Source organism: Streptomyces sp. NPDC005423 (assembly GCF_040606415.1).
GTDB lineage: Bacteria > Actinomycetota > Actinomycetes > Streptomycetales > Streptomycetaceae > Streptomyces.
This window is the reverse complement of sequence record NZ_JBEXET010000003.1, coordinates 306,477-333,172: the sequence shown is the minus strand read 5'-3', so window position 1 is coordinate 333,172 and position 26,696 is coordinate 306,477. Positions and strand designations below refer to the sequence as shown.

Genomic DNA, 26,696 nt, shown 5'->3' with positions numbered 1-26,696 from the left:
GACGTGTTACATAGCTATCGGGCGAGGAGCTCCGCATTACGGACGCGGCGCCCCGGGAGCGGGACGAAAACCGGTTGCAAAGAGCCCGGGCACCCCCAAGATGGGGATGCCCGGGCTCAGTTGGCCGGAGTCGGCGCCTCGGGGCGTCCGGGTCAGCCGTGCTTGGCGCGGCTCGCGCTGCGACCGCGCTCCTTCTGGTCGAGGACGACCTTGCGGATGCGAACGGCCTCCGGGGTCACCTCGACACACTCGTCGTCGCGGCAGAACTCCAGGGACTGCTCCAGGGAGAGCTTGCGCGGCGGGACGATCGCCTCGAACGAGTCGGCGGCGGCCGACCGCATGTTGGTGAGCTTCTTCTCCTTGGTGATGTTCACGTCCATGTCGTCGGCGCGCGAGTTCTCGCCGACGATCATGCCCTCGTACACCTCGGTGCCGGGGTCGGTGAAGAGCACACCGCGCTCCTGGAGATTCGTCATCGCGAACGCGGTGACGGAGCCCGCGCGGTCGGCGACGAGTGAACCGTTGTTACGGGTCGTCAGGTTGCCGAACCACGGCTCGTGGCCCTCGTGGATGGAGTGGGCGATGCCCGTGCCGCGCGTACCGGTCAGGAACTCGGTCCGGAAGCCGATGAGCCCGCGGGAGGGGACGACGAACTCCAGCCGCACCCAGCCCGAGCCGTGGTTGGACATGTTGTCCATCCGGCCCTTGCGGACGCCCATGAGCTGCGTGACGGCGCCCATGTGCTCCTCGGGCACGTCGATCGTCATCCGCTCGACCGGCTCGTGCACCTTGCCGTCGATGACCTGGGTGACCACCTGGGGCTTGCCGATGGTCAGCTCGAAGCCCTCGCGGCGCATCTGCTCCACCAGGATGGCCAGCGCCAGCTCACCGCGGCCCTGCACCTCCCAGGCGTCCGGGCGCTCGGTGTCGAGCACGCGGAGCGAGACGTTGCCGACCAGTTCGCGGTCGAGGCGGTCCTTGACCTGACGGGCGGTGACCTTGCGGTCCTTGACGGCCGCCTTGTTCTCCGCGCCCTTGCCGGTGCCGCCCCGGCCGACCAGCGGCGAGGTGTTGGTACCGATGGTCATGGAGATCGCCGGCTCGTCGACCGTGATGAGCGGCAGCGCGATCGGGTTCTCCGGGTCGGCGAGGGTCTCGCCGATCATGATCTCCGGGATACCGGCGACGGCGCAGATGTCACCCGGGCCCGCCTTCTCGGCCGGCTTGCGGGTGAGCGCCTCGGTCATCAGCAGCTCGGTGATGCGCACGTTGGACATCGTGCCGTCGCGCTTGATCCAGGTGACGGTCTGCCCCTTGCGCAGCTCGCCCTGCTCGACCCGGAGCAGCGCGATACGGCCGAGGAAGTTGTCGGCGTCCAGGTTGGTGACGTGCGCCTGGAGCGGAGCGGCCTCGTCGTACTCCGGAGCCGGGACGTGCGACAGGATCGTGGTGAAGAACGGCTCCAGGCTGTCGCTGTCCTGCGGGACGGTGCCGTCCTCGGGCTTGGTCAGCGAGGCCACGCCGTCCCGCGCGCACGCGTAGACGATCGGGAACTCGATCTGCTCCTCGTCCGCGTCCAGGTCCAGGAAGAGGTCGTAGGTCTCGTTGACGACCTCGTCGATCCGGGAGTCGGGGCGGTCGGTCTTGTTGATGCAGAGGATGACCGGCAGACGCTGCTGGAGCGCCTTGCGGAGCACGAAGCGGGTCTGCGGCAGCGGGCCCTCGGAGGCGTCCACGAGGAGCACCACCGCGTCGACCATCGACAGACCGCGCTCGACCTCACCGCCGAAGTCGGCGTGGCCGGGGGTGTCGATGATGTTGATGGTGATGACGTCGCCGCCATCCTTGGGGTGGTACTTCACCGCCGTGTTCTTGGCCAGGATCGTGATGCCCTTCTCACGCTCCAGGTCGTTCGAGTCCATCATGCGGTCGTCGAGCGACTCGGCGGCATGCGCGGCGAAGGCCCCGGCCTGCTTGAGCATGGCGTCGACCAGGGTGGTCTTGCCATGGTCGACGTGGGCGACGATGGCGACGTTGCGGATGTCGTGGCGCGTGGCCATATTGCGGCGTACTCCCGGAGTGTGAGGAAGGTCTGCGCGGACTGCTGAGTTACGCGGACCCTGCCGGGCTGGACACGCCACGGCCTCACCCCATCGTACGTGCCGCGAGCCGAAGGGGCTTCCGCAGGGCCCGCCGGGCGCCCGAACAGGGCGGGAACCCCCTTACGGCGCCGCCGCCCCGCGCGAACGCGGAGCGGCGGCCGAGGTCGTCCCGCCGTGCGGGGCAGGGGGGTCGGGGTTCAGCTTCCGGACGGGCCGGCCGCGGGGTGGGCGCCCTTCTTCAGGAAGCCCATGTCCTCGTAGACGGGGGTCTGGAAACCGAAGGCGCCGGCGTTGGCGAGGTTCCTGCGCGCGGCGGTGAGCTGGGGGCGCTGGTAGAGGGGGATCGAGCCGGCCGCGGCCCAGATGCGGGCGTCGGCCTTGCGGACCAGTTCGCGGGAGTCGGCCTCGTCGAGGGTGGCGGCGGCCTGGTCGAAGAGCTGGTCGACCTGGTCGGTGCCGACGCGGGTGTAGTTCTGCTCGACGTTCAGGGAGCCGTCGGCGGCCGGGACCGGTTTGGCGAAGATGGGCCGGGCGTCGGTGGCCGGGAAGGCGGTGGCGGGCCAGGAGTAGAGGGCGAGGTCGTACTGGCCGGACGCGATGTGGTCCTTGAAGTAGCTGTCGTCCGGGACCCTGGTGATCTCCGTGCGGATGCCGACCTTCGCCAGCATCTCCGAGATCCGGTCGGCGACCGAGCGCAGCGGCTCCGAGCCGGCCCCCGAGGGGAGCACGAAACGCAGGGCGAGCGCCTTGCCGTCCTTGGCGAGCGCGGCCGTCTCGGCACCGGCGGGGGCGGCGGTCCCCTTGGGCGCGTAGGCGCCGGGCGCCCCGCCCCGCTTGGCGTGGCGACCGTCGTACTGCCTGCCGTCCGCGAGGTGCTGCGGCCCGTCGTCGTGCTTCTTCTGGTGGTCCCCCGACTCCTTGTTGTCCTCGCCGACGATGTACGTCCCCTCGTCACCACCGTCGGAGTCGTCGGATTTCTTGCGCTGCCCGCGGCCCTCGGACCCGGCCGTCTTCTCCTCTTTCTCTCCCTTCTCGCCCTTCTTCTGCTCCTTGACCGGGCCGCCCCGCACCCAGCCCGCGTCGGCGAGCAACGCCTGCGCCTCCGCGGTGTCCTGGCCGCCGAGCGCGCCGCTGTTGTCGGCGTAGGCGGCCTGCCCGGAGAGCGCGAGGTGGCTGCCGACCGGCACGGCGGGCAGCCCCAGCGGCTTCAGTACGAGCTGGGCGAGCCGGCCGCGGTCGAGGGCGCGGGCCACGGCGCGGCGGACCCGTTCGTCGGCGAGGGGTCCCTGGGAGCCGTTGAGCGCGAGCTGGGTGTACGCGGGCTCGAGGGACTTGCGGACGTCGAAGTCGCGCAGCGCGTCCTGCCGGCGCCGGTACCGGGCGAGCGCCTCGCGCCGCTTCTTGGTGAGGTGCCTGCGCTCGTTCTTGCCCTCGCCGGTGGCCGACGCGCCCTGGAGCGGTGTGCCGGTGCCCTTCGCGCGCCCGGCGAGGTCGATGCGGCCGGCGTCGGCGGGGTCGACCTCGGCGAGGTCCACCGTGCCGTCGGCGAGCGCGGCGGCCCGCTTGCCGAGGGGGACGGCGGGCAGCTCGATCCGGGAGAGCTTGGCGGGGTGGCCCCACCAGTGGGCGCTGCGGGCGAGGACGACGTCCTTGTTCCTGCGGTCGACCTTCTGCACGGTGAAGGGTCCGGCGGTGACCTTGAGCCGGCCGCGCGCGCCGTCGTTGAAGGAGTCGGGGGTGCCCATGACGTCCTTCGGGTACAGCGGCGAGAACAGGGACCGCCAGTCCGCGTAGGGCCTGCTGAAGGTGACCTTGACCTGGAGGTTGTTGGCGCCCCGCTCGATCTTCTCGATCCGGTCGTAGCCGGCGTTGCGCGCGGTCCAGTACGAGGAGTCCTTGCCGGACAGGGCGCGCCACTGGGCGGCGAAGTCGGCGGCGCCGATCTCGCGGCCGTCGCTCCACACGGCCTGCTGGTTGAGCCGGTAGAGGACGACCTGTTTGGGCTGGGTCTCGACGACCTTCGCGGACTCCAGGTAGTCGGCGTCGCGCTGCGGCCGGCCCTCCCGGTCGAGCCGGAACATGGCGGGCAGCACGGCCTGGGCGACCCGGGTGGTGGCCGCGTCGGCGTCCGCCTGGAAGGTGTTGAGGGTCTCGGGCACGTCGTCGACCGCCCAGCGCAGGGTGCCGCCGTCGGCGATCAGGTCGCGGCCGGCCGGCGCGATGTCCTGCCCGGCCAGCGGCCGGCCCGCCGAGTCCTCGGAACTGCAGGCGGCGAGGGCGGGCACCGCGAGCGCGCCCGCGGTCAGGAAGGCGACCGAGCGCATCACCGCGCGCAGTCTGACGCCGTCGTGGGACATCACTGCTACCTCCGGAAAGCCGCGGGCTTCTGATCACGTTTGGCGGTATAAGGAGCTGATCAGATCTTTTGCGGCCACTGAAAGGGAAAGCGCCCGGCCGGCGCGGGCGACACGGCGGGGGGCCGGCCAAGCCCACCCGTGCGGCGCAACGGTCGGACCCGCACCCGCGCGCACCGACGCACCCCGGCCAATCCGTGCACGCCGCTTCCCACCGGCGGTGTGACGCGCGACACTCGCAGGCGCATGAACGTCGCCATCCAGGGCCCACGGCCCGCGGAAGTGAGGTCACGTCATGTCCGTGCACGACGAACTGACGTCAGCGCAGCGCTGTCTCGACGACCTGTCCAGGTCGGTGGGCCGGCTGGAACAGCAGCTCGGCGGCGGCGGCCTGGAGATGCGCCGGGTCAAGGCCGACGCCGCCCACCTGCGCGAGAGCCTGGCGCTGCTGCGTGACGCCGCCCCGGCGACCGACCGCCCCCGGCGGCCCGATCTGGTCTCCATCCCCGACACCCCGTACGACAACACCCTGTGGACGGACTCGGACGACGAGGGTCTCGGCGCCCGCCACCGCCCCGCACCCTGAACCGACCGGAGTCCTGAGTTGGCCACTGGTACGGAACCCCAGCCCGGCCGCGGCGGCGTACACACCGGTACGCGCGCCGCGATCGACGCCCCCCACCTGCGGACCGACCGCTGGTGGCTGGCCCCGGCCGCCACCGCCGTCGGGCTGCTCGCCTTCGTCGTCTACTCGACGTGGCGGGCGTTCGCCGACACCGACTACTACGCGGCGCCCTATGTCTCGCCGTTCTACTCGCCCTGTCTGGCCGAGCGGTGCCGGAGCATGCACGCCGGCCCCAACGCGGACCTCCTCGGCAGCTGGTGGGGGATCTCCCCCGCCATCATCATCCTGGTCTTCCCGCTCGGCTTCCGGCTGACCTGCTACTACTACCGCAAGGCCTACTACCGGGGCTTCTGGGCCTCCCCGCCGGCCTGCGCGGTCGCCGAGCCGCACAAGAAGTACACCGGCGAGACCCGCTTCCCGCTGATCCTGCAGAACCTGCACCGGTACTTCTTCTACGCGGCGCTGCTGGTCGCGTGCACCCTGACGTACGACACCGCGCTGACCTTCCGCGACGGGCGCCACCACTGGGGCCACATGGGTCTGGGCACGCTGGTCTTCCTGGTCAACATCGCGCTGATCTGGGCGTACACGCTCTCCTGCCACTCCTGTCGGCACATCGTCGGCGGCAAGCTCAGACACTTCTCCCGGCACCCCGTGCGCTACCGGGCCTGGCGGTTGGTCGGCCATCTGAACGCCCGTCACATGCTGCTCGCCTGGGCGTCGTTGGTCAGCGTGGCGGTCGCCGACTTCTACGTGTACCTGGTCGCCTCCGGCGCCTTCGACGATCCGAGGTTCTTCTGATGTCCGTGGTCGACCGGCAGGAGTGGGACGTCGTGGTGGTCGGGGCCGGCGGCGCCGGACTGCGGGCCGCCATCGAGGCGCGCGAGCGGGGCGCCCGTACGGCCGTGATCTGCAAGTCGCTGTTCGGCAAGGCGCACACGGTGATGGCCGAGGGCGGCATCGCGGCGGCGATGGGCAACGTCAACTCCGGCGACAGCTGGGAGGTGCACTTCCGCGACACCCTGCGCGGCGGCAAGTTCCTCAACCAGTGGCGGATGGCCGAACTGCACGCGAAGGAAGCCCCGGACCGCGTATGGGAGTTGGAGACCTGGGGCGCCCTCTTCGACCGCACCGGGGACGGCCGGATCTCGCAGCGCAACTTCGGCGGCCACGAGTACCCGCGCCTCGCCCATGTCGGCGACCGCACCGGCCTGGAGCTGATCCGCACCCTCCAGCAGAAGATCGTCTCCCTGCAGCAGCAGGACAGGAAGGAGACCGGCGACTACGAGTCGCGCCTGAAGGTCTACCAGGAGTGCACCGTCACCCAGGTGTTGAAGGACGGGGCACGGGTGTCGGGGGTCTTCGCCTACGAGCGGGAGACCGGCCGTTTCTTCGTCCTGGAAGCACCCTCCGTGGTGATCGCGACGGGCGGGATCGGCAAGTCCTTCAAGGTGACGTCCAACTCGTGGGAGTACACCGGTGACGGGCACGCGCTGGCGCTGCTCGCCGGGGCGCCGCTGCTCAACATGGAGTTCGTGCAGTTCCATCCGACGGGGATGGTCTGGCCGCCGTCGGTGAAGGGCATCCTCGTCACCGAGTCGGTGCGCGGCGACGGCGGGGTGCTGCGCAACTCCGACGGCGAGCGGTTCATGTTCGACTACGTCCCCGACGTCTTCAAGGAGAAGTACGCCGAGTCGGAGGCGGAGGGCGACCGCTGGTACGAGGACCCCGACCACAACCGCCGCCCCCCTGAACTGCTCCCGCGCGACGAGGTCGCCCGGGCCATCAACTCCGAGGTGAAGGCGGGCCGCGGCTCGCCGCACGGCGGGGTCTTCCTCGACGTGTCGACCCGGATGCCGGCGGACGTCGTCCGGCGCCGACTCCCCTCCATGTACCACCAGTTCAAGGAGCTGGCCGACGTCGACATCACGGCGGAGGCGATGGAGGTCGGGCCGACCTGCCACTACGTGATGGGCGGCGTCGCGGTCGACTCGGAGACGGCGGCGGCGCGCGGGGTGCCGGGGCTGTTCGCGGCCGGTGAGGTGGCCGGCGGGATGCACGGCTCCAACCGGCTCGGCGGCAACTCCCTCTCCGACCTGCTGGTCTTCGGCCGGCGGGCAGGCCGGCACGCGGCGGAGTACGCGGCCGGACTCACGCAGCGCCGCCCCCCGGTGGACGACACCGAGGTGGACCTTGCGGCGGCGGAGGCGCTGCGCCCCTTCTCGGCGGAGGGGCCCGAGCCGGGCGAGCACACGGGCGGGCACCCGCCGGAGAACCCGTACACCCTCCACCAGGAACTCCAGCAGACGATGAACGACCTCGTCGGCATCATCCGCCGCGAGGGCGAGATGGCACAGGCGCTGGAGAAGCTGGCGGAGCTGCGCGGCCGGGCCCGGCGGGCCGGGGTGGAGGGGCACCGGCAGTTCAATCCCGGCTGGCACCTCGCCCTGGATCTGCGGAACATGCTGCTGGTCAGCGAGTGTGTCGCGCGGGCCGCCCTGGAGCGCACCGAGTCGCGGGGCGGCCACACCCGCGAGGACCATCCGGGCATGGACCGGGCGTGGCGCCGGCTGAACCTGCTGTGCCGGCTGGCCGGTCCGGCGGACGGCCCGGCGGGCACCGACGCGGTGCGCGGCCGGATCGCCCTGGTCCGGGAGACCACCGAACCCATCCGCCCCGACCTGCTCGCCCTCTTCGAGAAGGAGGAGCTGGTCAAGTACCTCGCCGAAGAGGAGCTGTACGAGTGAGCAGCTATCAGGCCCGCTTCAAGGTCTGGCGGGGCGACGCGAAGGGCGGCGGCCTCCAGGACTTCGAGGTCGAGGTGAACGACGGCGAGGTGGTGCTGGACATCATCCACCGCCTCCAGTCCACCCGGACGCCGGACCTCGCCGTGCGCTGGAACTGCAAGGCGGGCAAGTGCGGTTCGTGCTCGGCGGAGATCAACGGGCGCCCCCGGCTGATGTGCATGACCCGCATGTCGGTCTTCACCCGGGAGGAGACGATCACCGTCACTCCGCTGCGCGCCTTCCCCGTCGTCCGTGACCTCGTCACCGACGTCGGCTTCAACTACCGCAAGGCGAGGGAGGTTCCGGCGTTCGTGCCGCCGGAGGGGGTGGGTCCGGGCGAGTACCGCATGATGCAGGAGGACGTGGACCGGCCGCAGGAGTTCCGCAAGTGCATCGAGTGCTTCCTCTGCCAGGACACCTGTCATGTGGTGCGCGACCACGAGGAGAACAAGCCGGCGTTCGCGGGCCCGCGCTTCCTGATGCGGGTCGCCGAGCTGGACATGCACCCCCTGGACGCGGCGGCCGACACCGGCCTCGACCGCAAACGCGCCGCCCAGGAGGAACACGGCCTCGGCTACTGCAACATCACCAAGTGCTGCACGGAGGTCTGCCCCGAGCACATCAGGATCACGGACAACGCGCTGATTCCCCTGAAAGAACGGGTGGTTGACCGCAAGTACGACCCGCTGGTGTGGCTCGGCTCGAAGATCAGGAGGCGCCCTTCGTAGGCGTCCAGCCGTTCCGGTACGCCGTCCAGTCGGACTCCGTGGCGGCGAAGTCGACGTAGAGCGCGACCCCGAAACGGGCCCGGTCCGCGTCCGTGCGGGACAGGCCGAGGCGGACACCCCGGACGGCGGCGGGGACCGTCTCGGCCGAGGCGCGGTGACCGAAGCGGTCCTCGTGGAAGAAGGGCAGGCCCATCAGGAGGTCGGTCGACTCCGGTGTGACCTCCAGGGCGAGCGAGGTCTGCTGGCCGACGTAGCCGCCGTAGAGGCTCGGCAGGGGCTGCATCGTGTCGTACGACATGACGGCGATCTGGTCGACGCGGCGGGCCACCTGGCCGAAGTACGCCTGTGACCACCATTTGGGGTGGCCGGTGACGGTGCCCCAGAAGGAGTGGAAGGCGGGCAGCGGGTCGATCTGGTGGGCGGCGACCGAGAGGAGGGCATGCCGGGCGCGGGTGACCTCACGCAGCCGGTCCAGCAGGGCGAGGTAGTCGCGGTCGCCGGAGTGGAGGGGTTCCAGGTCGAAGTGGACGCCCTCGTAACCGGCGGCGAGGACCCGGCGGGCGGAGTCGACCACGGCGGTACGGGTCGCGGCGCGCTCCAGGCGCATGCCGTCGGGGCCCTCCGAAGCCAGCTCGTCGCCGAGCCACGCCTGGACCCGCACGCCGGGCAGCTCCCGGTGCACCGCCCCGATCAGCCACTGCGCCTTCGGATGGTCCGACGCGGGCAGCGTGCCGTCGTGCTCCAGCGGGCCCGAGTGGACGTACAGGTCGCGGATGCCGGTGCCCTTGAGGCGCTCGGCGAGCGCGGTCACGTCCGCGTCGGTCTTCCGGCCGTCGACCCAGGCGTGGCCGAGCCAGATCGCGTCCCGGTTCCTGGTGTGCGTGCCGTCGGCCGGGTCGCCGGCGTAGTTCACCCGGAGGGCGGTCTCGGCGGCCAGGACCGGCAGGAGCAGGCCGAGGACGAGGGCGAGCGCCGTGCGCCGGAGCCGGACCGGGCGTCTCCTCGCCGCCGCACGCCCGGGTGACCCCCCTGCCTCGGGGGCGGCGGCACCGTCCACCTCCGCGACCCCCTGTGCCGGCCCCTCTGCCTCGGGGACGGCCGTGCCGTCCGCGTCCCCGGCCTCCGGTGTCGGCCGCCCACCGGTCTCCGGTCGTGTGTCCATGCCGGTTTCTTCCCTCCCGTGTCGCCGCACCCCACGTGTCCCACCCCCGGTCGCGCTACCGCTTTCCTGCTCATACGCTCCGAAATGTGACGTCACTCATCCGGGGCCGGCCACGGCGCGCCACCTCCCGCATCACCGTGCGGGTGGCGCATGCCGTGCTGGGCGGCGCGGCCGGCGTGGTGTGGCTGGTGCTTCCCGTGACGACGATCGGCACGGACGTTCCGGTTGCGGTCGCGCGGGCCGGACCGGGAACGCCGGTGGCCGTCCCGGCGGACGACGGCGCGTCCGCCGCCGACCGCGCGGACGGTGCCACCGGTGCCGCCGGTGCCGATCTGGTGCTGCCGCTCGTCGTGGTGGGCGCGGCGGGTGTGCTCGCGGGGTACGGGTACGTACGGCGCACCCGGCGGGCCCGCACCCGCACGACGCCGGGGGTGGTGTCGGCCGCGCCGCCGGTGCCCGAACTCGCGGTGCTGGAGCGGCAGTCGGCCGCCGCGCTGGTGCAGGCCGACGACTGTGTGCGCACCAGCCGGGAGGAACTCCAATTCGCCGAGGCCGGGTTGGGGGCGTCGGCCGTCGAGCCGTTCAGCCGGGCGGTACGGGAGGCGGCGGGCGAACTGTCGGCCGCGTTCGCGATCCGCCGGCAGTACGCGCGGGGCATACCGGAGGAGGACGCGGCCCGGCGGCACGCGCTGGCGGGGATCGTGGGGCGGTGCGCGGAGACCGGGCGGCGGCTGGACGCGGAGGCGGTGCCCTTCGACCAACTGCGGGGGCTGGGTGGGGTGTCGGGGGGTGCGGAGGCGGTGGAGCCGGACCGGCCGTGGGGGCTGGGGCGGGCCCTGGAGGTCGCGGAGGCGCGCTTCCGGGAGCTGGCCGGGCGGGTGGGGCCGGCCGAGGCGGTCCTGACGGACCTGGGCGCGCGGTGCCCGCCCCGCGCGACCGCCTCGGTCACCGGTTACGTCGAACAGGCCACCGACCGGCTCGTGTTCACGACGGCACATCTCAACTCAGCTCGCCAGGCCGCCGACTTGGGCGAGTCGGTGCGGGCGGCCCGGGATCTGCGTGCCGCCGAGGGCGCCGTCGCCCAGGCCGACGTGTTCCTCACCTCCGTCGACCGGCTGGCCGCCGCGGTGACGGCGGCCACGGGACTGCTGCCGGCCGCGCTGACCGGCGCCGAGGCCGAACTGGCGCACGTACGGCGGGCATTGGACCGCGTGACGCCGGGTGACCCGGCCGCGCCCGCCGCCGACGCCACCGGGGCCCCGCCCCTGCGGCTGCCGGCCCGCGAACTCCACACCCGCCTCGCCCACGCGGACACGGTGCTGGCCGCCGTACGGGAAGAGCGGACCGGCGGGCCGTACGACCCTCTCGACGCCCTGCGCCGGGTCGTCGGGGCGGTCGCGCCGCTGGGGGTGGCCGGGGCCGGGGTGCTCGGCGCCGCCGCGCGGCTGGTCGCCGACGCCGTCACCGAGGCGGCCGACGGTTTCGTCACGACCCACCGGGGCGCGGTGGGCGCCGAGGCCCGCACCCGACTCGCGGCGGCACGGCACCTGCTCGCCAGCGATCCCCTCACGGCCGACGCCCTGGCCCGGGACGCCCGTGCCCAGGCCGAACGGGACGCGCGCACCCACGGCAACCCGCACGCCGACAGCGCCGGACTGCCGCCCGGAACCGGTGGGGCGGTCCTCGGCGGCATCCTGCTGGCCGACGACCCGGACGCGGGCCCCCCGGCGAGCTACGGCGGCCCCCGCACCCGGACCCGGCGGGGGCTGCCGCCGCGGTAGCGCCCGCGCGGTGGCCGCCGGTCGCGGTCAGAAGAGGCTCAGCAGCGCCTCGGCCGGGTCCGCCAGGGTGTTCTCCCCGTCGGGCAGCGGGAGTTCGAACCACACCGTCTTGCCGCGCGGGGTGCGCCGGGAGCCCCAGGCCGCCGAGAGGAGGCCGACCAGTTGCAGGCCCCGGCCGCCCTCGTCGGTGTCCCGGGCCCGGCGGCGGCGCGGCTGGACCAGTCCGGCGTCCCAGACCTCGCAGACCAGGGTGCGGTCCAGGAGCAGCCGGAGTCTGATGTCGCCCTCGCCGTAGCGCAGCGCGTTGGTGACGAGTTCGCTGACGAGCAACTCGGCGGTGTCGACGAGGGGTTCGAGGTCCCAGGTCAGCAGCTGTCCGCGCGCGTGCTCACGGGCGCGGCCCACGCTGCGCGGTTCGCGCGGCAGCGTCCAGTCGCCCACGGAGTCGGCGGGCAGCCCCTGGACACGTGCCATCAGCAGCGCGATGTCGTCCTCGCCGTGGTGGGTGTCGAGGGTGCTGAGGACGTGGTCGCAGACGTCCTCCAGGTCGCGATGGCTGTCGGTGCGCGGTCCGCTCGCGGCAGGGTGGCCGGGCGAGGGCCGGAAGGGGTCCGTCAACGCCCCCACCAGGGCCTGGAGGCCCTCGTCCAGGGGGTGGTCGCGTGATTCGACCAGTCCGTCCGTGTAGAGCGCCAGCAGGGCGCCTTCGGGCAGTTCGACCTCCACCTCCTCGAAGGGCTCGCCGCCGACGCCGAGCGGCATGCCCGGCGGCACGTCGAGCATGAGGGCCGGCTCGCCCGGCTCCACCAGGACCGGGGGCAGGTGGCCGGCGTTGGCGAAGGTGCAGCGCCTGGTCACCGAGTCGTAGACGGCGTAGACGCAGGTCGCCAGGTACACCTCGGAGAGGTCGGCCTCGCGGGGGCGGCGGGCGGCCCGGGTGGCCTGCTGGACGCCGCCGGGGGTGCCGAGGCCGCGCGCGATCTCGTCCAACGCCGAGAGGACTTCGGCCGGTTCGACGTCGAGGAGGGCCAGCGTGCGGACCGCGGTGCGCAGTTCACCCATCGCCACGGCCGCGCGCAGTCCGCGTCCCATCACGTCGCCGACGACCAACGCCGTGCGGTGGCCGGGCAGTTCGATGACGTCGAACCAGTCGCCGCCGACCTCGGTCGCCGCGTTGCCGGGCAGGTAGCGGCAGGCGATGTCCAGCCCGGACGCCTCCGGGTCGCCGGGCGGCAGCAGCGACCGTTGCAGGATGAGCGCCCGTTCGTGTTCCCGCCGGTAGAGCCGCGCGTTGTCGATACAGACCGCGGCCCGCGCCGCGAGCTCCACCGCGAGACTCCGGTCCCGGTCCTCGAACGGCTCGCTGCCCTTGGTCCGCGCGAACTGCGCCAGTCCTACGACGGTGTCGTGGGCGACCATCGGAACGGCCAGCGTGGACTGGACGAGGCCGCCCTCCTCGCCGGGGATGTGCTGCGGGCGGGCGGTGCGCAGGGCGTCCGCGCAGGGCGAGTTGAAGGGGTAGTGGTGGACCGCGCCGAGCTCGACCGGGTCACCGGAACCGCTGAAGGGGCCGTCGGAGACGGCGCTGGCGAAGGCCACCCGGCGCAGTTGCGCGCTGCCGTCGGCGAGCCCCGGCGGCCTCTCGTCGCCGGCCAGGAGGCCCTGGTAGAGGTCGACGGTGGCGAGGTCGCAGAAGCCGGGGACGACGACGTCGAGGAGTTCGCGGGCGGTGGTCTCCAAATCCAGGGAGTTGCCGATGCGGGCGCCGGCCTCGTTGAGGAGGGCCAGGTTGCGCCGGGCGGCGGCCGCCTCGCGGGCGGCGGCGCGGCGGGAGGTGATGTCGGTTCCGAGCCAGGCGACGCCGATGGGGCGGCCGGTGCCGCTGTGCACGCGGTAGAGGTTGATGGACCAGTGTCGGCGCTCCTTCGCGCCGGGTACGAACCCGGTGACGTGCATGTCCGTGATCGAGTCGCCGGTCTCCAGGACGCGGCGCAGGGTCGCGCAGACCCGGTCGGCCTCGGAGCGCGGCAGGTAGTCGTGGACGCCCTTGCCGCGGTGGTCGTCGGGGGTGCCGCCGAAGACGGAGGCGAACCGCTGGTTGGCGCGCCGTACCCGCAGATCCATGTCGATCAGCAGGAAGCCGAACGGAGATTGGCCGAAAATGGACTGCGACGCGGCGAGATCGGTCTCGATGCTGCGCAGGGTACGGACGTCGACGACGATACAGACGGCCGCCGACTCCCCCTCCTCGGTCCGCGTGGGCATCACGTAGACCTCGGCGAGCCCCTCCTCGGCCTGCCCCCGGCCCGAGCCGCCGGGCATCCGGAAGGGCACGACCCCGGTCCACTCGCGCCCGTCGAGGATCTCGGCCATCTTCCGCTGGCCCTGCTCGCGCTGGTCGGAATCGATGAACGCCTCGATGGGATCCATGCCGACGGCACGGTCGGCGGAGATGCCGAACAGCTGCTCCGCGCGCAGGCTCCACTGGTCGACGAGCCCGTCGGGGCCGATGGAGAAGGAGGCGACCTTGATGTAGTCGTAGATCGAGCCGGGTGGGCTGCTCTGCCAGATGCCGTCGCCCGAGGGCACGTCGGGGCGACCCGCGGCCTCAGCCCTCGCGCCGCCCGACGGGTCCTCGGACTCCGTGGCCTTCGCTGGTATCTCGCTCACGCGAACCGTCCCCTCCAGCTCACCGCGTCCGGCACCGGTCACCGGGGGCGGCTGCCCGCAGTATCCAGCACTACGGCGCCCCACAACACGGTGTTCACGATCACAGGACGATCCCGATGCTTTTTGGACCGTCCCGCCACAACACTTCCACTCTTCTAACCAGGGGACACGCGGTCGAACCACACTCGCCGACAACCGCCAACGACCGCCCTGTCCGGATGGACACCGCCACCCCCTCCGTACAGCCCTCCGGCGGTCAGGGCACGGCGAGTTCGAACCACACCGTCTTGCCCGTCCCGCCGGGCCGGGTACCCCAGCGGCGCGAGGAGTCGGCGACCAGCCGCAGGCCCCGGCCGCTCTCGTCCTCCGGGTGCGCGACGCGTGCGCGGGGCGGGTCGGGGAGCGGGTCGGAGACCTCCACCAGCAGGACCCGCTCCGGGACCGCCGTCCGCACCAGCCGGACCCCGATGGGGCCCGTGGCGTGCCGCAGCGCGTTGGTGACCAACTCGCTGACGAGCAGCGCCGCGATGTCGGCGACGCTGTCGAGGCCCCAGCCGCGCAGCTGGCCGCGGACGGCCGAGCGCGCGGTGCGCACGGCTCCGGGGTCCGCGGGGAAGGTCCACTCGGCGCGGTCGCCCTCGGCGTCGATCAACCCGATCACATCCCAGGCAGCGAGCCCACCCATGTCCGCTTTCATGGGATTAATGGGCACATACCCGATATCCGGGGCGCGCTACCGCCTCCGCGGTGGCACGGTGGCACGGACGGCGTACGAGGTTCTCAGCGCGCTCCGGCGTCCAGGCGGGCGAGCGTCTCCCGCACCGCGGGCACGTCCTGGTCCAGCCACTCCACGTCCCAGATCTCACCGGGGGCGAGCCAGCGCAGCGCGTCGTGGTCCTGGAGCGGCCGGGGGGCGGCGGAGCCGGTCAGGAGGCGGGCGGTCCACACCCGCAGGACGTACGGCGGCTTCAAAGGCCATTCGCCGGGGACGCGCGCCAGCGTCTCGGCGTCCACGCCGAGTTCCTCGCGCAGTTCGCGTACCAGGGCGGCCTCGGGGCGCTCGCCCGGTTCGACCTTGCCGCCGGGCAGTTCCCAGCGTCCGGCGAGTTCGGGGGGTGCGCTGCGGCGGGCCGCGAGCACGCGGTCGCCGTCGAGCAGGGCGGCTCCCACCACCACGATGCGTTCCGTCATGCGCCGGAGCCTACGGGAGTGCGGCGGCGCGTTCCGGGGCGTCGAAACCGCCGCGGGGCGCGGTCAGTTGCGGCCGGCGTCCTCGTTCTGCCCGATCCGCTCGACCCAGTAGAGCTGCTTGTGGCCGCGGGCGTCGAGGCTGTCCGCGATCTTCTGGGCCTCGGCGTGCGTCGCGTACCGGCCCACGCGGTAGCGGTTGCCGTTGTCGTCCTGCCGTATCACGAGCCAGGGCAGCGTGACGGTGCTGTCGTTCATGGCGCCCCTCCGCTTCCCGCGCGCCGCCGTACCCCACCCCATAAGGAAACCGCAATCCGCATATGCCGGAGCCTACGCCTAACCTTTACGCAGCGAATACGGGTTTTCACCAAGAGGTACGCAACCGGCCAGGGCGCGGGGGCGCACACCGGTGAACGCGCCGCTGCTGCGCGTCGGTGCTCCGGAAGAGGGGTGGACTCGGGGTGCCTGAGTTCACCTGCGAGAACGACCGGAATCCAACCGTGCGCCGAGGGGCGGCAGTTGACCGGAAGGGCGGGTTCGGGCGGTGGGGCGCGAAGCGAGTGTGCGCTACCTCACTCCGCGCCCGCGTCGGCGCTACTTCACCGGCAGGTGGTACGCGACCCGGTAGCGGTCCGCCGGGACCACCACGTCCGCCGTCTCCACCGGCCGGCCCGAGGCGAAGTACGTGCGCTGGATGACCAGGACCACATGGCCCGGGACCCCGCCCAGGCTCTGCAGCTCCTCGGCGAGGCCGGGGCGGGCGCCGACCTCCTCCGTCACGTTGTCCACGATCACGTCGATCGCGCGCATCCGCTCGACCACGCCCATGCCGCCCAGCGGGCCCTCCTCGGGGAGCATCACCGGCGTCCGCCCGGTGACCGCGAGGGGCTCCCACGAGGTGGAGAGCATCATCACCTCGCCGGCGTCCCGGAACACGTACCGGGTGCACATCACCCGCTCCCCGGGCTGGAGTCCGAGCCGCTCGGCGATCGCGCCGCTCGCCTCGGCCTGCTCGCTGCTCGACTCCCAGGTGCCGCGCGTCTCGCCGTCCGCCTGCTCCTGCCGGAACGGGGTGGCCCCGCCGACCGGCCGGAAACCGGAGCGGGCGACCCGGCGCGGCACCGGCCGCTCGCGCACGTACGTCCCCGAACCGGAGCGGCCCTCGACCAGCCCCTCGGCCATCAGCACCTTGCGTGCCTCCAGCGCGACGGTGTCCGAGACGCCGTACTGCTGGCGGATCCTGGCCTGGGAGGGGAGCCGGGTGTGCGGGGGCAGCCGGCCGTCGACAATCTTCTTGCGGAGATCACCCGCGACGCGCAGATACGCCGGCTGCTCACCGAAAGTCACTGGCCACTCCCATCAGGTTGTACAGACAGCTACAGCCTGGCAACCGTGGGTTGTACCGTGCAAGCGAAGGCCAAGGAATCACTCGATGTGATGACTTCTGCCTGACCGGGGCTTTACCCGGGCACTTTCTCCCCGCTCAGCGGGCCATCACACCTCCAGGCCGGTGTCGCCCCCGCTGTCGCCCCCGCCACCGCCCGTCCCACCGCCGCCCGTCCCACCACCGTTCTCGTCGTCAGAGGGAGGGGTGGTGGCCAGACCGAGAGCCCTGCGGGCGGTGACCGACTGTGCGGGGTCGATCAGCTCGGCGCCCTTGTCGTAGTGCTCGTAGAAGGAGTCGGCGTCGGTGGCGCCGGCGGCCTTCGCCCACTCCTCGCGGGCGGCGCGCAGGTGGGTGACCAGACGCGCGACCGGCTTCTCCGCGGCGGCGGCCCACGCGTGGTCGTCGAGCATCCCGGACTGCTTCGTCAGGGCCGTCGAGACGCGGTCCGCCCACGCCCGGTGACCCGGCAGGTCGTCCTCGACGTACCCCGCCTCGGGTGCCGAGTCCAGCGCCGTGTTGAGGACATGAGCCGCCTTCAGGTAGGCGAGCTGGTCCGGATCGAGGGTCGAGGCGTCCTCGCGCAGGGAGCCGGTGAGGTTCGCGGACTCGTCGGTGTTGCCGAAGACGCAGGTGATCTCGCGGTCGCCGAGGTTCCAGCTCTCGCCGGTCGGCGTGACGAAGTAGACGTCCACGTCGTCGGGGACGGCCCAGGCGTCCATGGCGTAGGAGTCCTGGAGGGCGTAGCACCTGTCGTTCGCGGTCCGGGTGACCTCGCGGTCGCCGGGGTACGCGGCATCGCTCATCCGCACGACGGCGAAGACCTCTCCGTCGTGTCCACCGGCGCAGGGCACGACGTCGTAGTCGTGCAGGTCGCCCTCCAGCGAGCCGCTGGGGGCGTCGAAGCACTGGCCCTGTTCGAGCGAGACGCTCGCGGTGGAGCCGGTGCCGACCCGGACACCGTCCCAGAAGTCGGGACCGGCGTCGGTGGCGACGCCGAGCACCAGCACGAGAAGCCCGAACGCCGACAGCACCATGCCGGTGGCGGCCATGCTCCGGCCGCGTTCGCCGCTCTTCTTGATCTGGCTGAGCGCGATCAGGCCGAGCACCAGCCCCACGCCCGGGAGGCAGCACAGGATGCCGAGCACGAGGGAGGCGATGGCCACGCCGTTGACCGGCGCGGGCCGGTTGTACGGCGTGTAGCCCTGGCCCCACCCCTGGTAGGGCTGTTGGGGGTACGGGCCGTAGGCGCCCTGCTGGTACGGGTCCTGCGGCTGGTGGGGCCCGGGGGGCGGGGGTATGGACACGGGTACCGGGCTCCTGGTTCGGGGCGGGGCGCTCAACTGACGTGCGACTGCGGCATGGTAAGCGGGGCGCGGGTACGGGAGGGGGCCGGGGGCCGACGCCGTACCGGAGCGGCCGACCGCCCCGGGCGGCTCCGTCCGTGCGAACCTCCCGCGCGCTTCCCACCCCCGCCCCCCGGGGCCCCGCATCGTCGGACGGTGACCAAGCCGTCCCGTGCGCTGCTCCCCCCGCTCCTCGCCGCCGCCCTGCTCGTCCTCCCGGCCCCGGTCTCCGCCGCGCCCCGGCGGCTCGACGCCTGCTCCGCGCCCGGCTGGGCCCCGTCCGCCGGCCGGATCGACCCGGCCGACCCCTACCACCCCTATGTCGGCAACGGCTACCTCGGCACCCGCGTCCCGCCCGCCGGCGCGGGCTACGCGGAGTCCGGCGGGAAGACCGGCTGGCCCCTCTACACCCCGCGCTACGACGGCACGTTCGTCTCCGGCCTCTACGCCCGGGGCCCCGCGGACACCGCCGGCCGCGAGGCCCTCGCCGCCCTTCCCACCTGGACGGGCCTGGACGTCACGGCCGGTTCCGAAACCTATGGCCGGAGCACCCGGAGCGGCCGGATCACGCACTACCGCCAGACCCTCAACCTCCGCTGCGGATACGTCCGTACGACGCTGACCTGGACCACGACGGACGGCCGCCGCACCGAGCTCGCCTACGACGTCCTCACCGCCCGGGACGCCCCGCACACCGGCGCCGTACGGCTGCGGGTCACCCCGCACTGGGACGGCGACCTCACCCTCACCGACCGCATCGACGGGCGCGGGGCCCGCCGCGTCGCGCGGACGGGCGGCGGACCGGCCGGGGACCACACGATCGGCGTGGACTTCCGCACGGACGGTACGGGGGTGCACGGTTCGGTGGTGTCCGCCTTCCGGGCGCCACCGGGCAGCCGGCTCCAACAGACGCGCGCCGCAACGGGGTTGAGTGCGCGGCAGTCCGCCAGGCTGCGGGTCAGAGCCGGGCACGGCTACGAGGCCGTCAAGTACGTCGGTGTCGACACCGGCCTCACCTCCCGCGCTCCGCGCGCTGCCGCACTGGACGCCGCCCGGCGGGCCGCGCGGCGGGGCTGGGCGGCCCTGCTCGCCTCCCACAGCGCCGCCTGGCGGGCGCTCTGGTCCGCGGACATCGAGCTCCCCGGGCGGCCCGACCTCCAGCTCTGGACGCGCTCGGCACAGTACGGGCTGCTCTCCGCGCTGCGTTCCGGCGCCCGCGACAGCATCGCCCCCGCCGGCCTGAGCAGTGACGACTACGCGGGCATGGTCTTCTGGGACGCCGAGACGTGGATGTTCCCCTCGCTGCTCGTCACCCGTCCCGAACTCGCCCGCCCCGTCCTGGAGTACCGCTACCGCACCCGCGCCGCCGCCGCCGAGAACGCGGTGCAGACGTCGGTGAAAGGGCTGTTCTACCCATGGACCGGTGCGAGCCGCGGCCGGCTGTGGAGCGAGTGCCAGAGCTGGCAGCCGCCGCACTGCCTCACCCAGAACCACCTCCAGGGCGACATCGCGCTCGCCGCCTGGCAGTACTACCTCGCGACCGGCGACCGCGCCTGGCTCCGCACCCGCGGCCTGCCCCTGCTCAACGGGCTTGCGCGGTACTGGACTTCGCGGGCCACGGCCAACCCGGACGGCTCGTACTCGGTCAAGGAGGTCGCGGGCCCGGACGAGTACAGCAACGGCGTCACCGACGGCGTGTACACCAACGCCGTCGCCGCGACCGCGCTGCGCGCCGCGGACGCCGCCGCCCTGGTACTGGGCCGCCCGGTCCCGGCCGACCGGCTCCGCGTCGCCGGGCGGCTGCGCATCCCCTACGACCCGAAGCACAAGGTCTTCCTTCAGTACGCCGGTTACGGCGGTTCGCCGATCAAGCAGGCCGACGCCGTACTGCTGATCTACCCGCTGGAGTGGCCGATGCCGGCCGGCGCCGGGGCCGCCACCCTCGACTACTACACCCGGCGCACCGACCCGGACGGACCGGCCATGACCGACTCGGTGCACGCGATCGACGCGGCGGCGACCGGCGAGCCCGGCTGTGCGACGTACACCTTCCTGCGGCGCGCCTACGAGCCGTTCGCGCGCGGCCCGTTCGCCCTCTTCTCCGAGTCCCGCGGCGCCAAGGCGGGCGCCGCCGACCCCCTCGCGGGCTCCCCCGCGCAGGACTTCCTCACCGGCAAGGGCGGCTTTCTCCAAATCTTCACCCACGGTCTGACCGGCCTGCGGCTGCGCCCCGACGCCGTCCGCCTGGATCCGTCGCTGCCGCCCCAACTCCCGCACGGGGTACGCCTGTCGGGGCTGCGCTGGCGCGGTCGTACGTACGACATCGCGATCGGCGCGCGGACGACGACGGTGCGGCTGCGCTCCGGGGCGCCCTTCGTCCTCGACACTCCCGAGGGGCGCCGCACGCTCTCCGGGACGGTCACGCTGCCGACCCGTCGGCCGGATCTCCTGCCCACCGCCGACCTGGCGCGCTGCCGCCCGGCGACGGCCACGTCGTCGGAGCCCGGCCGCCTGCCGGAGGCGGCCGTGGACGGCAGCTCCTCGACCACCTGGTCGCCGCGGGCGTCCCGGGCCGCGCTCACCGTCGACCTGGGGCGCGCGGTGCCTGTCGGGACGGTCCGGGCCGCCTGGACGACGGCGCCGGCGTCGTTCGCGGCCGAGGTGTCGGCCGACCGGCGCCACTGGCGCACCCCGGACCGGGGCGGGGCGCGGTACGTCCGGCTCACGGTGCGGGGCCCGGCCGTGCTCGCCGAACTCGTCGTACGGCGGCCGTGACGGTGGCCGCCTCCCGTTCGGCGCGGCGCGGCGCGGCGACCCCAAGTCGCCGCGCCGCAAGGGGTGTTCCGGCCCCTTCGCTTCCCCCTTCTCGGGTCAGCTCGCCGTGCAGGAGACCGTGGGCCAGGTCCAGTTGCCGTTGGGCTGGATGGTCACCCCCCAACTGTTGCCGCTGCCATTGGGTTTGGCGGTCAGCACCTGACTGCTCGGATACGACGCGGCGATGTTCCAGGTCGAGAGAACCTTCGCCGGCGACGGAACATTCATCGTCACCGTCCAGTTGCTCGACCCCGACACCGACACATTCAGGTTGTAACGGTCACTCCACTGCTGACCGGCCGAGACCGTCGCGGTGCAACCACCGCTGCCACCGCCACCCCCGCCGCCGCCGCTGTCGGGGGCGACGGCACGGCCGGTCTGCGGGGAGATCATTCCGGCGCACAGGTTGCGGGCTGCCAGGCCCTGGGCGATACGCGGGATCGCCGCGACCGTGTTGGCCGGCCAGTCGTGCATCAGGATGACCTGGCCGTTGGTGAGCCGGCCGGCCGCCTGGACGATCGCGTCGGTGCTCGCGCCGTTCCAGTCCTGCGAGTCGACGTCCCAAATGATCTCCGTCAGGCCGTACTTGGCCTCGACGGCCTTCACCGTCGCGTTGGTCTCCCCGTACGGCGGCCGGAAGAGCTTGGGGGTGCCGCCGCCCCCGGCCGCGATGGCCTGCTGGGTCCGGGAGATCTCCGAGTCGATCGTCGCCTGGCTCTGCTGGGTCAGGTGCGGATGGGTGTAGGAGTGGTTGCCGACCCACATCCCGGCGTCGACCTGCGCCTTCACCTGGGCCGGGTACGAGGCCGCGTACTGGCCCTCGTTGAACATCGTGGCCCGCAGGTTGTTCTGCTTCAGTGCGTTGAGCAGGGTGGGCGTGTTGGCGGACGGGCCGTCGTCGAAGGTGAGCCCGACGTACCCGCCGCAGGTGGCGGCCTGCGCCGGGGCCGCCGCGTCGACGGCGAGGGTCCCCGCGGCGACCAGGGCGACGGCGGCCAGCCTGGCGACCAGGGCACGGAACGAGATGCGTGGTCCGGGTTTCATGCGAAGTGGTCCTCCAGCTCCGGGAGTTCGGGGGTCAGGTGGCCGTGCAGGAGACCGTGGGCCAGGTCCAGTTGCCGTTGGGCTGGATGGTCACCCCCCAACTGTTGCCGCTGCCATTGGGTTTGGCGGTCAGCACCTGACTGCTCGGATACGACGCGGCGATGTTCCAGGTCGAGAGAACCTTCGCCGGCGACGGAACATTCATCGTCACCGTCCAGTTGCTCGACCCCGACACCGACACATTCAGGTTGTAACGGTCACTCCACTGCTGACCGGCCGAGACCGTCGCGGTGCAACCACCGCTGCCACCGCCACCCCCGCCGCCGCCGCCCGAACCGGCGTCGCCCAGCGTGATGTTGGAGTTCCCGCTGCTCTGGTAACCCTCGGTGGCGAGGATCATGTAGTAGCTGAAGTTGCCCAGGGGCATGCCGGCGCGGGCCCAGGCGTCGAAGTGGTTGCCGGTGGTGATGGTGCCGCCGGTCCGCTTCGTCTGGCGGACGCTCCAGTACTGGTCGAAGGTCTTCGTGCCCTCCACCGAGGGGGCGTTGTACCGCGTGGTCTTGTAGATGTCGTACGTGCCGCCGTCACTGGTGACCGTGCCCATGAACGTGCCCGTGGGCCGGAAGGTGCCCCAGTTGTCGACGATGTAGTACTCGACGAGCGGGTTCGACGTCCATCCGTACAGCGACAGATAGCCGTTGCCGTTCGGGTTGAAGGTGCCGGAGTACGTGACGCTCCGGCGACCGCCGGTGCTCCAGCCCTTGCCGGCCACGAAGTTGCCGGTGTTGCTCCATGAGGTGCTGTAGTTGCCACCGGAGCCGAGGTTCATCGAGACCGACCCCGGGGAGTCGGTCCAGAACGAGTAGTAGTAGCCGTTGTTGGTGCCCGTCTGGTTCGTGGTGACGACCGAGTCGGCGACGGCGGTGCCGGGCAGCGTCAGCGCGGCCAGCACGGCCAGCAGCAGCCCGCAGGCGCCACTGACGAAAAGCCGGAAGCGACCGCGTCTGCGGTCGGTACGCGCGGGTGTGACATTCATGGTGCTCCTCCTCGTCCAGGTGAGCCCTGCCAACGGCGCCAGTGTTGGTCTGCCCCTGTCAACTGTCAATAGTTTCGGTAATGGGGACGAAATATTCGCTACCTATTCCTGTCAACGGAGCACATCAAATCCCCAGCTCATGGCCCTAATTGAACGATTCATCGTGCGCTGCTTCGGAGCACGATGAGGCATCCAAGATCCAGAGACCGAATACTTTCGCCCGAATGTTTCGACATTCTCACCGACCATCCGATGGGGCCCAGAACAGGAAAACAACAAGGCAAACGGCCCAGCACCGGGTTCATGGCCGAAACACGGCCAGGGGCCCGCCTCCGGAGAGGTGGGCCCCATCTGACCTGCCTGTTTGCCGCGTCAGCGACGTGGCGTCTGTTTCATCCGCTCACACGTTGAAGCGGAATGCCGCACAAGGAGCTGCCACCTGTGAATATGCGGATCTGACGTAGGCCATCCCAGCACAGCCCCAGCGCGGGAGCGCCATCCCAGCACCAGAGGGCCAGATGCCCCTTGGCACCCCTCCCCGTCGGCCAGGCGCAGAGTGCGAGCCTCACTGTCATACCCCTCGCTGGTGAGATGGTCGGCGAGTGTCGCCAAGAGGGTGACGGCGGAGCGCACCTGCGCCTCGACGTTTTCACCAGCCCCTGTAAGTACGTGGTCCTGCCCACGCAGTGCCGACAGCGCGAGTCTCGTGTCTTCGCGTACGTTCACCGGCGGCCCCGATCGGCCGAGGTGGCGCAGCAGGCGCTGCATCACACGATCGACCTCCTCAATGAGAACGGCGAAGAGGGCCGCCACCATGGCTTGTGCGGTGAGGTGTTCGGTGTAGGCGGAGTACGTCTCGTGCAGGTCTGCATGGATGGCGGAGAAGCGTTCGCTGAACTCGCCCCGGGAGACCCGGTGTTCACCGTTCTCGAATAGGGCGAAGACTTGGCGCAGAAACGGGAAGCCGACGTTGCACTCCCTGGCAAGGTCCTCCAGCTTCCACTGGGAGAAACGCTTCGTCGCGGCCAGAACATCGGACTCACGCACCGACCCAAGCATCAATCCGACCCGAGAGCGGCAACCCAGCACGAACGGCCCTGCGGTCAGTAGTGATAGCGGGCTGCGAGGATCACGATCTCTTTGTCCGTGACCAGGTAGACGAGGCGGTGTTCGTCGTCGATCCGCCTCGACCACGCCCCTGGCAAGTGGTAGTTGAGCGGCTCGGGCTTGCCGATCCCCGTGAAGGGGTCACGCTGGACGTCCTCGATGAGCTTGTTGATCCGAGCAAGCATCTTGCGGTCGTCCTTGAGCCAGGACGTGTAGTCCTCCCAGCCCTGATCTTCAAAGACAAGCCTCACGCGGCACCCGCAGCAGGATCCGCCGCATCCGGATCGATCAGCCCGCGCTCCGACACGTTGATGTTGCCCAGGGCATTCTCGTACGCCTTGAGCAGTCGCCGTGCGTTCACAGGCGAGCGCAGCAGGTACGAGCCTTCGCGCAGTGCCGCGTAATCCTCGGCAGAGACGAGCACGGCGTTGCCATGCTTGGACACGATCTCGATGGCCTCGTGATCGTCGTTGACCTTCTTGATCAGCGGGAAGAGGGCCTTACGGGCTTCGCTCGCTGTTATCGACATGGATTGACTCCCTCTATACAGTGGTACCGAATAACGTACCACTGATGGCAGCCCGAAGCGGGGCTGGATAAGTGACAACCCATCAGAAATCCCAGCACCATCCCAGCACAGGAAAGAACCAGGGGCTCGACTCCGACGAGTCGAGCCCCTCTGACCTGCGCATTCAACAAAGGCAACGCGGTGGATTTGTGCCTAAACGTTGAAGCGGAACTCCACCACGTCCCCGTCCTGCATGACGTAGTCCTTGCCCTCCATTCGGGCCTTGCCCTTGGCGCGGGCCTCGGCGACCGAACCCGTTTCGACCAGGTCGTCGAAGGAGATGACCTCCGCCTTGATGAAGCCCTTCTGGAAGTCGGTGTGGATGACTCCGGCGGCCTCGGGGGCGGTGGCGCCCTTCTTGATGGTCCAGGCGCGGGATTCCTTGGGGCCGGCCGTCAGGTAGGTCTGGAGGCCGAGGGTGGCGAAGCCGACGCGGGCGAGGGTGGCGAGGCCGGGTTCCTCGGCGCCGACCGACTCCAGGAGCTCCATGGCGTCCTCCTCGTCGAGCTCGGCGAGGTCCGCCTCCAGCTTGGCGTTGAGGAAGATCGCCTCGGCGGGGGCGACCAGGGCGCGCTGGGCGGTCTTGAACTCCTCGTCCACCAGCTCGTCCTCGTCGACGTTGAAGACGTAGAGGAAGGGCTTCGTCGTCAACAGGTGCAGGTCGTGGAGGAGTTCCTCCTTGCCCGAGCCCTGGACGATGCCCTGGGAGAAGAGCGTGTCGCCCCTTTCGAGGATCTCCTTGGCCGCCTCGACGGCCGCCACCTTCGGCACGACGTCCTTCTTGATGCGCGACTCCTTCTGGAGGCGCGGCAGGACCTTCTCGATGGTCTGGAGGTCGGCGAGGAGCAGCTCGGTGTTGATCGTCTCGATGTCGTCCTTGGGCGAGACCTTGCCGTCGACATGGACGACGTTCTCGTCCTTGAAGGCGCGGATGACCTGGCAGATCGCGTCGGACTCACGGATGTTGGCGAGGAACTTGTTGCCCAGGCCCTCGCCCTCGGAGGCGCCCTTCACGATGCCCGCGATGTCGACGAAGTCGACGGTGGCCGGAATGGTCTTCTGGGAGGAGAAGATTTCGGTCAGCTTCGTCAGGCGCTCGTCGGGGACGCCGACCACGCCGACGTTCGGCTCGATCGTGGCGAAGGGGTAGTTGGCCGCCAGCACGTCGTTCTTGGTCAGGGCGTTGAACAGGGTCGACTTGCCGACATTCGGCAGGCCGACGATTCCGATCGTGAGCGACACGTTGCGACTTCCCGTACGTGAGAGGACGTGAGAGGACTGGGGGCCGGACGGCCGATCCACCAGTCTACGGCGTGTCCGGCACCGCCCAGGCGATGCGTACAACGCTTGGCCAAGGTCCGTTCCACGGCGTGTCTGAGGACCCATTCCACACATAAACCGACCTAAGTTGGTCCAGTGGAGCAACCCAGGACCCGACCCCACCAGCCCGGAACCCGCCGCGGCGGCTCGCCCCTCCCCCCGCAGGCGGGGCGCGGCCCGGCCGGCCGTCCGGCGCGCCCCGCCCGCCCTGGGCCGCGGGCGCGCGCCACCGCCCAGCCCCGCCCGGCGGCCGTACGGCGCCCCGTTCCGTCCCCGGCCCCCGGTGCGGGGAAGCTGCCGAATCTCCGGCTGACCGGGCTCGGCGGCGGGGTGTTCTGCGCCGCCGTGATGTTCGTGCTCGGCTGTCTGGACCGGCTGTTGTTCGGGTCGTCCCTGACGGCGTACGGCGTGCTGTTCCTGCCGGTGTGTGTGCTGACCGCGGTCTGGATGCGGCGCGGGGACCTGCTGACCGCGCCGGTCGTCGTGCCGATCGCCTTCGCCGTGGGCCTCATCCCGGCGGTCGACGGCGACGGGCTCGGCGCCAGACTGGTGGCCCTGGCCGGCGGGCTCGCCACCCAGGCCGGCTGGCTCTACGGCGGGACGCTGGTGGCGGGGCTCATCGCGACCGTACGCAGGGCCCGGCTGATGAACCGCCGCCCCCAGGTCTGATCCGGACCTGCC

At 71.6% G+C, this 26,696-nt stretch carries 22 protein-coding genes; 7 read left to right on the top strand and 15 right to left on the bottom strand.

What is annotated here, in order from left to right:
- Nucleotides 1–152 precede the first annotated feature (152 nt).
- Both typA and ABZT12_RS07790 read right to left on the bottom strand, forming a co-directional pair.
- The gene (typA, locus tag ABZT12_RS07795) at nt 153–2,060 is read right to left on the bottom strand and encodes a translational GTPase TypA (protein WP_356378964.1); all 1,908 of its coding nucleotides are present in this window, start codon (nt 2,058–2,060) and stop codon (nt 153–155) included.
- A gap of 239 nt (nt 2,061–2,299) precedes the next feature.
- A complete protein-coding gene (locus ABZT12_RS07790) occupies nt 2,300–4,459 on the bottom strand; it encodes an ABC transporter family substrate-binding protein (protein WP_356378961.1) in 2,160 nt (719 codons plus the stop codon).
- Nucleotides 4,460–4,751: 292 nt separating this feature from the next.
- Between ABZT12_RS07790 and ABZT12_RS07785 the strand changes: the two genes are divergently transcribed.
- Genes ABZT12_RS07785 through ABZT12_RS07770 form a run of 4 tightly spaced genes read left to right on the top strand, consistent with a single transcriptional unit; the run spans nt 4,752 to nt 8,595 of the window.
- Entirely contained in the window at nt 4,752–5,042 is a 291-nt protein-coding gene (locus ABZT12_RS07785; protein ID WP_356378958.1) for a hypothetical protein, read from the top strand.
- An 18-nt stretch (nt 5,043–5,060) separates the two neighbouring features.
- Nucleotides 5,061–5,882 carry a hypothetical protein gene (locus ABZT12_RS07780; RefSeq protein WP_356378955.1) on the top strand — a complete coding sequence of 274 codons (822 nt, stop codon included), beginning with the start codon at nt 5,061–5,063 and terminating at the stop codon, nt 5,880–5,882.
- Nucleotides 5,882–7,828: a fumarate reductase/succinate dehydrogenase flavoprotein subunit gene (locus tag ABZT12_RS07775; RefSeq protein ID WP_356378952.1), complete on the top strand. Its 1,947-nt coding sequence runs from the start codon at nt 5,882–5,884 to the stop codon at nt 7,826–7,828. Before ABZT12_RS07780 ends, ABZT12_RS07775 begins: the two co-directional genes overlap by 1 nt.
- A complete protein-coding gene (locus tag ABZT12_RS07770) occupies nt 7,825–8,595 on the top strand; it encodes a succinate dehydrogenase/fumarate reductase iron-sulfur subunit (protein WP_356378950.1) in 771 nt (256 codons plus the stop codon). Before ABZT12_RS07775 ends, ABZT12_RS07770 begins: the two co-directional genes overlap by 4 nt.
- Here ABZT12_RS07770 and ABZT12_RS07765 read toward each other — a convergent pair.
- Nucleotides 8,576–9,757 (bottom strand): hypothetical protein, encoded by a 1,182-nt coding sequence (locus tag ABZT12_RS07765; RefSeq protein ID WP_356378947.1) that lies wholly within the window; start codon nt 9,755–9,757, stop codon nt 8,576–8,578. The genes ABZT12_RS07770 and ABZT12_RS07765 overlap by 20 nt on opposite strands.
- An 86-nt stretch (nt 9,758–9,843) precedes the next feature.
- On the opposite strand from ABZT12_RS07765, the gene ABZT12_RS07760 reads away from it, so the two are divergent.
- Nucleotides 9,844–11,538, top strand: a complete 1,695-nt coding sequence (locus ABZT12_RS07760; RefSeq protein ID WP_356378944.1) for a hypothetical protein — start codon at nt 9,844–9,846, stop codon at nt 11,536–11,538.
- Nucleotides 11,539–11,565: 27 nt separating this feature from the next.
- Here ABZT12_RS07760 and ABZT12_RS07755 read toward each other — a convergent pair whose 3' ends face one another.
- The 6 genes from ABZT12_RS07755 to ABZT12_RS07730 all read right to left on the bottom strand — a co-directional run bounded on the left by ABZT12_RS07755 (nt 11,566) and on the right by ABZT12_RS07730 (nt 18,087).
- Complete coding sequence (locus ABZT12_RS07755) at nt 11,566–14,208, bottom strand: SpoIIE family protein phosphatase (protein ID WP_356378941.1); 2,643 nt, start codon at nt 14,206–14,208, stop codon at nt 11,566–11,568.
- Nucleotides 14,209–14,464: 256 nt separating this feature from the next.
- A complete protein-coding gene (locus ABZT12_RS07750) occupies nt 14,465–14,893 on the bottom strand; it encodes an ATP-binding protein (protein WP_356378938.1) in 429 nt (142 codons plus the stop codon).
- Between the two features lie 95 nt (nt 14,894–14,988).
- Nucleotides 14,989–15,399 carry a (deoxy)nucleoside triphosphate pyrophosphohydrolase gene (locus ABZT12_RS07745; RefSeq protein ID WP_356378934.1) on the bottom strand — a complete coding sequence of 137 codons (411 nt, stop codon included), beginning with the start codon at nt 15,397–15,399 and terminating at the stop codon, nt 14,989–14,991.
- A 63-nt stretch (nt 15,400–15,462) separates the two neighbouring features.
- Nucleotides 15,463–15,654, bottom strand: a complete 192-nt coding sequence (locus ABZT12_RS07740) for an SPOR domain-containing protein (protein WP_356378931.1) — start codon at nt 15,652–15,654, stop codon at nt 15,463–15,465.
- A gap of 336 nt (nt 15,655–15,990) precedes the next feature.
- Nucleotides 15,991–16,743 carry a GntR family transcriptional regulator gene (locus ABZT12_RS07735; RefSeq protein WP_356378928.1) on the bottom strand — a complete coding sequence of 251 codons (753 nt, stop codon included), beginning with the start codon at nt 16,741–16,743 and terminating at the stop codon, nt 15,991–15,993.
- A gap of 147 nt (nt 16,744–16,890) precedes the next feature.
- The gene (locus ABZT12_RS07730; RefSeq protein ID WP_356378925.1) at nt 16,891–18,087 is read right to left on the bottom strand and encodes a DUF4190 domain-containing protein; all 1,197 of its coding nucleotides are present in this window, start codon (nt 18,085–18,087) and stop codon (nt 16,891–16,893) included.
- A 195-nt stretch (nt 18,088–18,282) separates the two neighbouring features.
- Between ABZT12_RS07730 and ABZT12_RS07725 the strand changes: the two genes are divergently transcribed.
- Nucleotides 18,283–20,901 (top strand): glycosyl hydrolase family 65 protein, encoded by a 2,619-nt coding sequence (locus ABZT12_RS07725; protein WP_356378922.1) that lies wholly within the window; start codon nt 18,283–18,285, stop codon nt 20,899–20,901.
- A 96-nt stretch (nt 20,902–20,997) separates the two neighbouring features.
- On the opposite strand, the gene ABZT12_RS07720 is transcribed toward ABZT12_RS07725, so the two are convergent.
- From ABZT12_RS07720 to ychF, 6 genes are all read right to left on the bottom strand, one after another.
- Nucleotides 20,998–21,984 (bottom strand): polysaccharide deacetylase family protein, encoded by a 987-nt coding sequence (locus ABZT12_RS07720; RefSeq protein WP_356378919.1) that lies wholly within the window; start codon nt 21,982–21,984, stop codon nt 20,998–21,000.
- A 34-nt stretch (nt 21,985–22,018) separates the two neighbouring features.
- Entirely contained in the window at nt 22,019–23,020 is a 1,002-nt protein-coding gene (locus ABZT12_RS07715; RefSeq protein WP_356378916.1) for a glycoside hydrolase family 11 protein, read from the bottom strand.
- 372 nt (nt 23,021–23,392) lie between these two features.
- Entirely contained in the window at nt 23,393–24,067 is a 675-nt protein-coding gene (locus tag ABZT12_RS07710) for a hypothetical protein (protein ID WP_356378913.1), read from the bottom strand.
- A gap of 56 nt (nt 24,068–24,123) precedes the next feature.
- On the bottom strand, nt 24,124–24,378 hold the full coding sequence (locus ABZT12_RS07705) for a Txe/YoeB family addiction module toxin (protein ID WP_356378910.1): 255 nt from the start codon (nt 24,376–24,378) through the stop codon (nt 24,124–24,126).
- On the bottom strand, nt 24,375–24,656 hold the full coding sequence (locus ABZT12_RS07700; protein ID WP_356378907.1) for a type II toxin-antitoxin system prevent-host-death family antitoxin: 282 nt from the start codon (nt 24,654–24,656) through the stop codon (nt 24,375–24,377). The genes ABZT12_RS07705 and ABZT12_RS07700 overlap by 4 nt, the downstream gene beginning before the upstream one ends.
- Before the next feature lie 192 nt (nt 24,657–24,848).
- Nucleotides 24,849–25,937, bottom strand: a complete 1,089-nt coding sequence (gene ychF / locus ABZT12_RS07695; protein ID WP_356378905.1) for a redox-regulated ATPase YchF — start codon at nt 25,935–25,937, stop codon at nt 24,849–24,851.
- A 174-nt stretch (nt 25,938–26,111) separates the two neighbouring features.
- On the opposite strand from ychF, the gene ABZT12_RS07690 reads away from it, so the two are divergent.
- Nucleotides 26,112–26,684, top strand: coding sequence for a DUF6542 domain-containing protein (locus ABZT12_RS07690; RefSeq protein WP_356378901.1), 573 nt, complete (start codon nt 26,112–26,114; stop codon nt 26,682–26,684).
- Nucleotides 26,685–26,696: the final 12 nt, after the last annotated feature.

Coding starts and splice junctions, on each gene's coding strand:
- typA (WP_356378964.1), bottom strand. CDS start 2,060: ATGGCCACGCGCCACGACATCCGCAACGTCGCCATCGTCGCCCACGTC.
- ABZT12_RS07790 (WP_356378961.1), bottom strand. CDS start 4,459: ATGTCCCACGACGGCGTCAGACTGCGCGCGGTGATGCGCTCGGTCGCC.
- ABZT12_RS07785 (WP_356378958.1), top strand. CDS start 4,752: ATGTCCGTGCACGACGAACTGACGTCAGCGCAGCGCTGTCTCGACGAC.
- ABZT12_RS07775 (WP_356378952.1), top strand. CDS start 5,882: ATGTCCGTGGTCGACCGGCAGGAGTGGGACGTCGTGGTGGTCGGGGCC.
- ABZT12_RS07765 (WP_356378947.1), bottom strand. CDS start 9,757: ATGGACACACGACCGGAGACCGGTGGGCGGCCGACACCGGAGGCCGGG.
- ABZT12_RS07750 (WP_356378938.1), bottom strand. CDS start 14,893: ATGGGTGGGCTCGCTGCCTGGGATGTGATCGGGTTGATCGACGCCGAG.
- ABZT12_RS07745 (WP_356378934.1), bottom strand. CDS start 15,399: ATGACGGAACGCATCGTGGTGGTGGGAGCCGCCCTGCTCGACGGCGAC.
- ABZT12_RS07740 (WP_356378931.1), bottom strand. CDS start 15,654: ATGAACGACAGCACCGTCACGCTGCCCTGGCTCGTGATACGGCAGGAC.
- ABZT12_RS07720 (WP_356378919.1), bottom strand. CDS start 21,984: ATGAAACCCGGACCACGCATCTCGTTCCGTGCCCTGGTCGCCAGGCTG.
- ABZT12_RS07715 (WP_356378916.1), bottom strand. CDS start 23,020: ATGAATGTCACACCCGCGCGTACCGACCGCAGACGCGGTCGCTTCCGG.
- ABZT12_RS07700 (WP_356378907.1), bottom strand. CDS start 24,656: ATGTCGATAACAGCGAGCGAAGCCCGTAAGGCCCTCTTCCCGCTGATC.